Source organism: Pseudomonas sp. PME37.24/025 (assembly GCF_055556615.1).
The window spans coordinates 1-257 of the sequence record NZ_JBVHNK010000353.1; the positions used below are offsets into that span (position 1 = coordinate 1).

The following is a 257-nucleotide window of genomic DNA, read 5'->3' on the forward strand; positions in this document are numbered from 1 at the left end:
GGGCGAGCAAGCGATGGAGCTTCGCCGCATGTACGTCGATCCGCAATGTCGCAAACGAGGCATTGCACGCGAGATGCTGAGATTTGCTGAAGATGAATGTCGTCGCCGCAATCGTCCGACCATGCATCTGAGCACGTCTGAGCTTCAACCGGCGGCGCTCGCGCTCTATCGAAACTCAGAATACGTCCTGGTGCGAGAGGAGATCGCAACAGACGCATCGAACAAGACCCTGGGTGGGGGCATCCGCCGCTATCATT

The 257-nt window shown here is 58.0% G+C and carries 1 protein-coding gene; it reads left to right on the forward strand.

All coding sequences use genetic code 11. From position 1 onward, the window contains the following. Nucleotides 1-28 precede the first annotated feature (28 nt). A partial coding sequence (locus ACZ3HH_RS30670) for a GNAT family N-acetyltransferase (RefSeq protein ID WP_465810435.1) occupies nucleotides 29-257 on the forward strand: 229 nt, incomplete at its 3' end.